This window comes from Luteibacter sp. P4_D7_3, from assembly GCF_056401735.1.
Genome location: NZ_JBFUIT010000151.1, coordinates 1 through 9,153 on the forward strand (window position 1 = coordinate 1; position 9,153 = coordinate 9,153).

Consider the following 9,153-nt stretch of genomic DNA (forward strand, 5'->3'; position numbering starts at 1 on the left):
GGACAACGCCGTGATCGAGAGGATCTTCAAGACGCTCAAGTACGAGTGGGTACCTGAAGGAGGCTACGCATCTATCGCCGAGGCCGAGAAGGAGCTGACCGACTTTCTGATCTACTACAACCTAGAACGGCAACACTCGCGACTAAACGACATCCCGCCAGTGCTCTTCGAGCAACTGGCGGCTCAGGCTCCTACACCGGTGTCCAGAAAAGCTTGACCACTGCAATTCATCGGCGATCCCGCGGCAGCAGGCAACGTTACCGCCAGCACCCATTCGCCGATGAATCGGCTCCTACGAGAGCAGGACGTGCGTCAGATTGACTTGATGACGACGCGCTGTGCGGCGGCGCGGCCTGCCGCGTCGGCCAGCGCCACCACGGCGTAGTTATGCCAGCCATCCGACCAGTAATTGGCCAGCAGGCCGTTGTCTTCGCGCTCGCCGCGGGGCAGCAGGTGCCGGGCGGCGCCGGGTGGGCGTACGTAGAAGCTCACCGTATGTCCGTTGCCGTCGTCGTACAGGACCATCGCAGCCGGRCCCTGGTCGGTGGCAAAGAGCCTTCCGCCCATCGGCCGGAAACCGGCGTCGGCAAGGTCGGGCAGGTGCACGGTGGCACCGACGCGCCCGGCCAGCCACGCCCGCAGGTCGCCTTCATTGCCGGTGGTGATATCCATGCCCACGCCGTGATCGACGGCGAGTAGCTGGTAGGCCTGCATGGCGTCGGCCATCGGCGCCGAGCTGCCGTTACCCATGCCACGGGCCACCCAGCCGCCGATGCCGCCCAGGGCCAGGCACAGGACCAGCCCCGCGGCCATGGCGGCCCGTGCCATGCGACGGCCGTGACGCTGCGTACGGATGACCACCGGGTCCATGGCTGCATCCTGCGCGGGTGTCGTACCGAGGTCACCGGCCAGCAGCGTACGCAGCTGCTGGGCGTCCTGTCGCCATGCGTGAACCTCCTCGGCTCGTTCGGGGTGACGGCTCAGGTAGCGCTCCACTTCGCCGCGCCGTGCGCCGTCGAGGTGGCCGTCCACGTAGGCATGGATGTCGTGTTCGCTGGGGGGCGTGGTGTTCATTTCAGCAGTCGCAGGGGAGGGGTTTCCGCGCCGCCTTCGCCGAGCAGGCGTAGGGCGCGGCGGGCGCGGGAGAGGCGTGACATGACCGTGCCGATGGGTATCTCGAGGATATCGGCCACGTCCTGGTAGCTCATGCCCTCGACCGTGATCCAGAGCAGCAGGCTGCGCTGTTCCACCGGCAACGCCGCGAAGGCGGCGAGCGTGGAGTTCGCGATGGCGACGCGTTCGGCCGAGGGCCAGGTCGGCTCCTCCTCGCGCAGGCTGCCCAGCAACAGGGCGTAACGGCTGGCCCGGCGCTTTCCGTCGAGGAACAGGCGATACAAGATCGCGAACAGCCACGCGCGCAGACTCTCGTCTTCACGGCGCGACGCCCATTTGGACAGGGCGCGCTCGACTGTCGACTGAACCAGATCGTCCGCCGCATGGGGATCGCGGGCGAGCCATAGCGCGAAGCGCCGCAGGCGCGGCAGCATCGGGCGAAGGGCTTCGTCGATTCGCGGGTCGGACATGCCGGGCCTCGTACCTGGGCGTTCCATGACTGTCAGACGCCGTTCGGGGGAGATTATTCCCCCGGAAGGGAATAAAAGTCGTGGGCGTACGTCCCACACTTGAAACGCGATCCCGCGAGGAAGGAGCAGGACCATGCAAGAACCCAAGAAGCGACCCCCACCGGCCAACCTGGCCGGGCGTTGGGCACTGATAGGCCTTGTTGTTGTAGTTGTCGCTGGTGCGTTCGCCTATGTCGGCGGTTGGCTTACCCCGGCGCGCCTCACCCCTAAACGGATCATCAACGCGCTGCAGGCCAGTGGGGGCGACCATCCCGGCTTTCGTCGCAACCATGCCAAGGGCATCTGCGTCGGTGGCTACTTCGAGGCCAGCGGCGCGCTGGCCAAGTACTCATCGTCCCCGTTGTTCGCCGGTGGCCGCACCCCTGTGGTCGGGCGCCTGGCGCTTCCGGGAGGCAACCCCTATGCCGCCGACAGCAGCGTTCCGATCCGCAGCTTCGCTCTGCGTTTCGACCTCGCCGACGGCGAACAGTGGCGGACCGGCATGAACGCCATGCCGGTATTCCCGGTCTCCACGCCTCAAGCGTTCTATGACCTGACCGTGGCGACCAGCCCTGATCCGGCCACCGGCAAGCCGAACCCGGACAAGGCCAAAGCCTTCTTCATGAGCCACCCGGAAACGGGTCCGTTCCTTGGTTGGATCAAGACGGCCAAGCCGGCGCCCAGTTATGTCGATGAGACTTACCAGAGCATCAACGCGTTCTACCTGCGTGACGCCAGCGGCCAACGCCATGCCGTCCGCTGGAAGGTCGTGCCGGAGACCCCGGCGACGGGTGATGGCGGACCCGCGGCCAGCGACACCGACTACCTCGATGCCGACCTGACCCGGCGCCTGGCCCAGGGGCCGGTGCGCTGGCACCTGCGGATGATCCTCGCCGCACCCGGCGACCCGGTTGACGATGCGACGAAGGCCTGGCCGGACGACCGCCAGACGATCGACGCGGGCGTCGTCGTGATCGACAGCACCCAGCCGCAGGCGAACGGCCCTTGCCGCGACGTCAATTACGATCCGACCATCCTTCCGCGCGGTATCGAGATTTCGGGCGATCCCATCATCGTCGCGCGTTCGGCGGCGTACGCGGTTTCTTATCTGCGTCGTACCGGTGAGGAAGGTCATCTTCCCGGCACCGCCCATCCGAAGGAGGATCAGCGATGAGCCGCGTCGACACGTTCCACCCCTTCGCCCGTGCGCTGCACTGGCTGATGTCGATCCTGATCCTCACGATGCTTTTCGTCGGCGCCGGCATGGTGACCAGCGTCGAGGCGAAGCACGAATGGCTGCTGTCTATCCATCGGCCGTTGGGCATCACGATCTTTATCCTGGCCTTGATCCGGCTCGGCTTCCGCCTCACGCACAAGGCGCCGCCTCTCCCGGCGGACATGCCCGAGTGGCAGAGGCTCGCCGCGCACGGTTCGCACTGGATGCTTTATGGCTTGATGATCGCCATGCCGCTGATCGGCTGGGGCATGCTCTCGGCGGGCAACTTCCCGGTGACGCTATGGTCCGGTTTCCAACTGCCGCCGATCCTGCCCGCCGGTCCGGCACTGTATGCCTGGCTCCGCGAAGCGCATCGGTATCTGGCATGGCTGTTCTTCCTGACCTTCCTGGCGCATATGGGTGCCGCCCTGATGCACGGGCTGATCCGGCGTGATGGTGTTTTGGAGTCGATGACGGGCGGTTCGAACGATTGAGGTCGGGAAGGCCAGGCACGATGCAGGCACAATGCACGCATGCGCTATGCCTTCCTTGCCCTGATCACCGTACTCGCCGGTTGCCGCTCGCTCGGCTACTACGCGCACGTGACCCATGGACAGGCGGCGTTGCTCGCGCAACGCCGCTCCATCGACAAGGTCGTGGCCGATCCGAAGACGCCCGACAAAACCCGCCAGCGGCTCGAGCTTGCGCTGGAGGCTCGGCGTTTCGCCTCGAAGCAACTCGACCTGCCGGATAACCGCAGCTATACCTACTACGTCCAGCTCGATCGGCCGTGGGTGGCGTGGAACGTGTTCGCCACGCCGGAGCTCTCGGTATCGGCGGTGACGCATTGCTTTCCGATCGCGGGATGTGTGGCGTATCGGGGTTTCTTCCGCAAGGATCTTGCCGATAGCGAAGCGGCGCGCGAAAAGGCCCTCGGGCATGACGTCGCCTTGGGCGAGGTGCCCGCGTACTCCACGCTGGGCTGGTTCGCCGATCCCATCCTGAGCAGCATGATGCGCTGGGACGACGATGAACTCGTCGGGACGATCTTCCACGAGCTGGCGCACCAGAAGATCTACGTGAAAGACGATTCGTCGTTCAACGAGTCGTATGCGAATTTCGTCGAGCAGGAAGGCGTGCGCGAATGGCGCGCGGCTCGCCAGTTACCGCCGCCCGACGAGAAGGGTGACGCGCTGGATCACGCATTTACCGGTCAGGTGCTCGCGCTGCGCGACCGGCTCAAGGCGATCTATGCGCAGCCATGGGCGGACGATGCCAAGCGCGTCGCCAAGGCCGAGGAGTTCGAGGACTTTCGCGGGCGCTATCTGGCGTGGCGTGCGGGTGAGGCGGGCGGCGATCATCGCTACGACCGCTGGATGGCGCGGCCGTTGAACAATGCTTCATTGCTGCCATTCGGCCTGTACGACACGTGGACCTCGTCGTTCGCGACGCTGTTCGAGCAGTCGGGCAGGGCGTGGCCGGTGTTCTTCGCGAAGGTGTCGGCACTGGCGAAGCTGGCTCCTGATGAGCGGACCCGGCAACTGCAGGCCCTGGCTCACGATCGGTAGGAGCCGATTCATCGGCGATCCCGCGGCAGCGGGCCAGGCCGCTGCGAGCGCCCATCGCCGATGAATCGGCTCCTACAAAAGCTGGCTCAGTGGACCTTTCGGGTGGCCATGTGCTTGAGGTAAGCGACGAGGTCGTCGAGGTCGGCGTCGGAGAGTGTCTGCCGGTCGAAGCCGGGCATCTTCGCCTGCGGCCAGTGGCGCATATCCTGCGGGTTGCGCACGAGGGTGCGCAGCATGTCGTCGCGCAGGTATTCCGTGGGGCTGTGGGGGATGTTGAGGTCGGGGCCGAGCTTCGCATCGCCCTGGCCATTGAGCGTGTGGCAAGTGATGCAATTGCGCTGGAAGACGGCGAAGCCCTTCGTGACGGGGTCGTTCGCGGCGAGCCCCGGCGCGGGTCGCATGGCCGGGAAGCGGCTGGCCGGGTCACCAAGTACGCGAATCGAAGCGACCTGATACGGCCATTGCTCGGTGCCGATGTGGCCGGCTTCCGGATGCAACCAGACCAGATAAAACGGGCCGGCGCTGGGCTTGCCGTCGCCGAGCGAAGGCCAGGACTTGCCAGGTGGCTCCACGGCCAACCAGGCTTCCGCGCCGTGGGTATCGAGGATCAGGCTGGCGGGAATCTCCGCGGTGAAGCCATCGAGGGCCGTGAACTGCAGGTGCGCGCCTGACGCAACACCGTCCAGCAGCGCTTTCATCGGAATGGCGCGATAAGACATCGTGCGGTGATAGGACACGTCGTCCGGTACGCTGAGATCTCGTGCGTCCGCCCGGCCGAGAAGCTGCTCCGTGGTGAGCGAGCGCTTTCCCTGGCCCGTGTCGATGGTAAGCGTGGCGGCCTGGCACAGCGTGGTGCAGAGGGCGAACAGCAATCCGGTCAGCAGGCGCACGGCGGGGTCCTTCTGGCTTTACGAGGCGACAAGGTGTCGCGGCGCCCACAGGATGTCAATTCATCGGCCCTGGTCCGGAAGGAGCGGTAGCTGCGTCATTGTCGCGGTACCCTCGGATTATCGCCCTTGCGACCCCATGTCGGGGCTTCGACCCGATCACGGATTTACCCATGGCCGACACCACCGTTCCCGAGTTCTTCGAGCGTTTCCCGATGACGCGCGTCGTCAACGCGGATCTCGACGCCGACCTCGCCGCGGACGACAACCGCATTGCCATCCTCTTTCTCTGGGGCCGCGATTGCCCGAACTGCGATATCGCGAAGCGGCAGATCCTGCTGACGAGCGAACGCTTCGTCTGGCCGGCGGTGCGCTGGCTTCACGACAACGTGTACGACGATCCGACGATGGGCACGCGCTTCGGCCTGCACGGTATTCCCGCCTTCTTCCTGTTCCACCGCGGCAAGAAGCTCGGGCGCATTACCGCCTGGCCGGGCCCACAGCCGTTCATCGACGCGGTAAACAAGCAGATCGCACTCACGGGCGCTACCGCATGATCATCCAGTCGCTGCTCGACACCGACCTCTACAAGTTCACCATGATGCAGGTGGTGTTGCATCAGTATCCCGCAGCGCAGGTGGAATATCGCTTCCGTTGCCGTACGCCGGGGGTGGACCTCGTACCGCTGGTGACACGCATCCACGAAGAGCTCGACCATCTGTGCTCCCTGCGATTCGGTGATGAAGAACTCGCGTATCTGCGTACGCTGCGTTTCATCGACAGCGACTTCGTCGACTTCCTCGGCCTGTTCCATCTCAATGCCCGTTACGTGACCATCTCGCCGTCGACGGAGCACGAAGGCGAGATCGATATCGTCATCGTCGGGCCGTGGCTGCACACGATCATGTTCGAAGTGCCCTTGCTCGCGATCGTCAACGAGCTGTATTTCGCGGCGAACCATCCCGAGGCCGATCTCGACGAGGGCAGGGCGCGCTTGCGCGCGAAGATCGCCCTGTTGCGCGACACGAAGGGCTTCGAGCGCGTCCGCATCGCGGACTACGGCACGCGCCGACGCTTCTCGCGCGCATGGCACGAAGAGGCTTTGCAGATCATGAAAGCCGAGTGGGRTACCCACCTGGCCGGTACCAGCAATGTCTGGTTCGCGATGCGCCAGGGGCTGGTGCCGATCGGCAGCATGGCCCACGAGTACCTGCAGGCGTTCCAGTCGCTGGGCCCGCGGCTGCGTGATTCGCAGACTGCCGCGCTGGAGGCATGGGCTCGCGAGTACCGGGGCGACCTTGGCATCGCGCTATCCGATGTTTACGGGCTGGATGCGTTCCTGCGCGATTTCGACATGTACTTCTGCAAGCTGTTCGACGGTGCGCGCCACGATTCGGGCGATCCCTTCGTGTGGGGCGACCGCGTGCTCGCGCACTACGTACACAACCGTGTGGATCCCCGTTCGAAGACCCTGGTCTTCAGCGACGGCTTGGACGTTCCGCGGGTGATGGACCTCTACTCGCATTTCGAGGGCCGCTGCCAGCTCTCCTTCGGCGTGGGTACCAACCTGACCAACGACGTTGGCCCCGCGCCCCTCAACATCGTGATCAAGATGACCCGCTGCAACGGTCAGCCCGTGGCAAAGCTGTCGGATTCGCCGGGGAAGAACATGAGCGACGATGCGGAGTACGTGTCCTACCTGCGCAAGGTGTTCGGCCTACCGGCTCAGAACGCCGGCAGCACCGCACCGTTGTAGTTCTTCTCGATGAACGCCTTCACCTCGGGCGAGGTGAGGGCGGCGGCGAGCTTCTGAACACGCGGGTCGTCCTTGTTGTCCGGGCGCGAGACGAGGAAGTTCACGTACGGCGAATCCTTGTCTTCGATCAGAAGCGCGTCCTTCACCGGGTTCATGCCAGCGGCGAGGGCGTAGTTGGTGTTGATCAGGGCCAGATCCACTTCGTCGAGCACGCGCGGCAGCATGGCTGCCTCGAGCTCACGGAACTTGAGGTTCTTGGGATTAGTCGCGACATCCTTCAGGGTGGCCAGGCGATCGTTCGGGTTCTTCAGCGTGATCAGGCCGTGCTTGGCAAGCAACAGAAGGGCGCGGCTGTTGTTGCTCGGATCGTTCGGGATCACCACGTTGGCGCCGTCGGGCAGCTGGTCGATCGACTTGAATTTCTTTGAGTACGCACCGAACGGCTCGATATGCACGCCGACCACCTTGACCAGGTTGGTACCGCGTTCCTTGTTGAACGCGTCGAGGTAAGGCTCGGTCTGGAAGAAGTTGACGTCGATCTGCTTCTGCGCCACCTGCATGTTCGGCTGCACGTAGTCGGTGAACACCTTTATCTCGAGGTTCACGCCCTGCTTCGCGAGCAGCGGCTTGATCTCCTTGAGGATCTCGGCATGCGGCACGGGCGTGGCCGCGACCGTGAGTGTGGCCTCGGCCGAGCCGTCCTTGCCACCGCCGTCACCGTTCGAACAGCCCGCGACAAACACGGCGAGGGCGGCGGCGAGGGGGAGCAGATACTTCTTCATGGAGGCGTCCGTGGCTTATGTTGCGGTGCGCCAGCATAGACGTCCATACCGCCGGATGCAAAGCCGGCCCAGCCGCCGTTCAGCGACGGCTGTAGCGGGTGACCAGGCGGTCGCCGAGGGATTGCAGGATCTGCACCAGAACCACCAGCAAGGCCACGGTCACCAGCATGTAGTCGGGTTTGTATCCGTTGTAACCATACTGGTAGGCCAGTGCACCCAGGCCACCGGCGCCGACGATGCCGCCCATGGCGGTGTAGCCGACCAGGGCCACGGCCGTCACCGTCGCGCCAGCGATCAGACCGGGTCGGGCTTCGGGCAGGAGCACCCGCGTGACGATCTGGCTCGTGGTCGCGCCCATGGCCTGGCTGGCCTCGATGACCCCGCGATCCACCTCGCGCAGCGCGGTTTCGACCAGGCGCGCAAGGAACGGCGCCGCGCCGATCACCAGCGGCACGATGGCACCGCGGATGCCGATGCTCACGCCGGTGATGGCCTTGGTGACGGGAATGAGCAGGATCATCAGGATGATGAAGGGCACCGAGCGCAGCACGTTGACGACCAGCGAAAGCACGCCGTAGAGCTTCGGCTTCGCATGGAGCTGCCCACGGGCCGTAAGGAACAGCCAGATGCCCAGTGGCAGGCCGAGTACGACCGTGAACAGCAGCGAGCCACCGAGCATCAACAGGGTATCGATGCACGCCTGGCCGATTTCGGCCCAGTCGATGTTGGGAAACAGGGTCTGCATGGGGCTCATCGGGCCACCTCTTCGATATCGACGCCGGCGTTGCGGATCTGCGCGAGTGCGTCGTCGACACGTTCGCCGTTCATGGCCAGTGTGAGCTGGCCGTAAGGGGTGTCCTTGATGCGATCGACGCGCCCGGAGAGCAGGTTGTATTCCACGCCGGTGTCGCGCACCACGTTGGAAAGAACGGGCGAGTAGGTGGCTTCACCCCGGAAGGAGAGGCGGAACAGGCGGCCGGCCACGCCGGAGAATTCGGGGCCGTGCCCTTCGCGATGGTCGGCCTCGGCAACGAAGCGGCGCGTCGTGGGGTGTTGCGGATGCAGGAAGACATCGGCCACGGCCCCCATTTCGACGACCCGGCCGGCATCGAGCACGGCCACGCGATCGCACACGCGGCGGATCACGTCCATCTCGTGCGTGATGAGCACGATCGTGAGGCCGAGGCGGCGGTTGATATCCGCCAGCAGTTCGAGGACGGACGCGGTGGTCTGCGGGTCGAGTGCGCTGGTGGCTTCATCGCAGAGCAGGATGGACGGCCGGCTGGCCAGTGCCCGCGCGATGCCGACGCGCTGCTTCTGGC

Annotated in this window: 12 protein-coding genes; 6 read left to right on the plus strand and 6 right to left on the minus strand. The window is 65.1% G+C overall.

Annotated features, from left to right (window positions below):
* Positions 1-217: integrase core domain-containing protein (locus tag AC1DSN_RS13550; protein WP_477330588.1), on the plus strand; the 217-nt coding region annotated here is incomplete at its 5' end.
* A gap of 95 nt (positions 218-312) precedes the next feature.
* Here AC1DSN_RS13550 and AC1DSN_RS13555 read toward each other — a convergent pair.
* Together AC1DSN_RS13555 and AC1DSN_RS13560 are read right to left on the minus strand one after the other, a co-directional pair.
* Positions 313-1,074 carry an anti-sigma factor family protein gene (locus AC1DSN_RS13555; protein WP_477296245.1) on the minus strand — a complete coding sequence of 254 codons (762 nt, stop codon included), beginning with the start codon at positions 1,072-1,074 and terminating at the stop codon, positions 313-315.
* Positions 1,071-1,583 carry an RNA polymerase sigma factor gene (locus AC1DSN_RS13560; RefSeq protein WP_477296244.1) on the minus strand — a complete coding sequence of 171 codons (513 nt, stop codon included), beginning with the start codon at positions 1,581-1,583 and terminating at the stop codon, positions 1,071-1,073. Before AC1DSN_RS13560 ends, AC1DSN_RS13555 begins: the two co-directional genes overlap by 4 nt.
* A gap of 133 nt (positions 1,584-1,716) precedes the next feature.
* Here AC1DSN_RS13560 and AC1DSN_RS13565 point away from each other — a divergent pair, with 133 nt between their 5' ends.
* The 3 genes from AC1DSN_RS13565 to AC1DSN_RS13575 are packed head-to-tail and all read left to right on the plus strand — an operon-like array spanning position 1,717 to position 4,406.
* Positions 1,717-2,796 carry a catalase family peroxidase gene (locus AC1DSN_RS13565; RefSeq protein WP_477331126.1) on the plus strand — a complete coding sequence of 360 codons (1,080 nt, stop codon included), beginning with the start codon at positions 1,717-1,719 and terminating at the stop codon, positions 2,794-2,796.
* Positions 2,793-3,332: a cytochrome b gene (locus AC1DSN_RS13570; protein ID WP_213947679.1), complete on the plus strand. Its 540-nt coding sequence runs from the start codon at positions 2,793-2,795 to the stop codon at positions 3,330-3,332. Before AC1DSN_RS13565 ends, AC1DSN_RS13570 begins: the two co-directional genes overlap by 4 nt.
* A gap of 39 nt (positions 3,333-3,371) precedes the next feature.
* Positions 3,372-4,406 (plus strand): aminopeptidase, encoded by a 1,035-nt coding sequence (locus tag AC1DSN_RS13575; protein ID WP_477296242.1) that lies wholly within the window; start codon positions 3,372-3,374, stop codon positions 4,404-4,406.
* A gap of 86 nt (positions 4,407-4,492) precedes the next feature.
* Here AC1DSN_RS13575 and AC1DSN_RS13580 read toward each other — a convergent pair whose 3' ends face one another.
* A complete protein-coding gene (locus AC1DSN_RS13580) occupies positions 4,493-5,296 on the minus strand; it encodes a c-type cytochrome (protein ID WP_477296241.1) in 804 nt (267 codons plus the stop codon).
* Between the two features lie 170 nt (positions 5,297-5,466).
* On the opposite strand from AC1DSN_RS13580, the gene AC1DSN_RS13585 reads away from it, so the two are divergent.
* Complete coding sequence (locus tag AC1DSN_RS13585) at positions 5,467-5,850, plus strand: thioredoxin family protein (RefSeq protein ID WP_477296240.1); 384 nt, start codon at positions 5,467-5,469, stop codon at positions 5,848-5,850.
* Complete coding sequence (gene pncB / locus AC1DSN_RS13590) at positions 5,847-7,049, plus strand: nicotinate phosphoribosyltransferase (RefSeq protein ID WP_477331128.1); 1,203 nt, start codon at positions 5,847-5,849, stop codon at positions 7,047-7,049. Before AC1DSN_RS13585 ends, pncB begins: the two co-directional genes overlap by 4 nt.
* Here the strand turns inward: pncB and AC1DSN_RS13595 are convergent.
* From AC1DSN_RS13595 to AC1DSN_RS13605, 3 genes are all read right to left on the minus strand, one after another.
* Complete coding sequence (locus tag AC1DSN_RS13595) at positions 7,019-7,831, minus strand: MetQ/NlpA family ABC transporter substrate-binding protein (protein WP_213947673.1); 813 nt, start codon at positions 7,829-7,831, stop codon at positions 7,019-7,021. The genes pncB and AC1DSN_RS13595 overlap by 31 nt on opposite strands.
* 79 nt (positions 7,832-7,910) lie before the next feature.
* Complete coding sequence (locus tag AC1DSN_RS13600) at positions 7,911-8,585, minus strand: methionine ABC transporter permease (protein WP_063573929.1); 675 nt, start codon at positions 8,583-8,585, stop codon at positions 7,911-7,913.
* The coding region (locus tag AC1DSN_RS13605) for a methionine ABC transporter ATP-binding protein (RefSeq protein ID WP_477331131.1) at positions 8,582-9,153 on the minus strand (572 nt) is incomplete at its 5' end. The genes AC1DSN_RS13605 and AC1DSN_RS13600, both read right to left, overlap by 4 nt.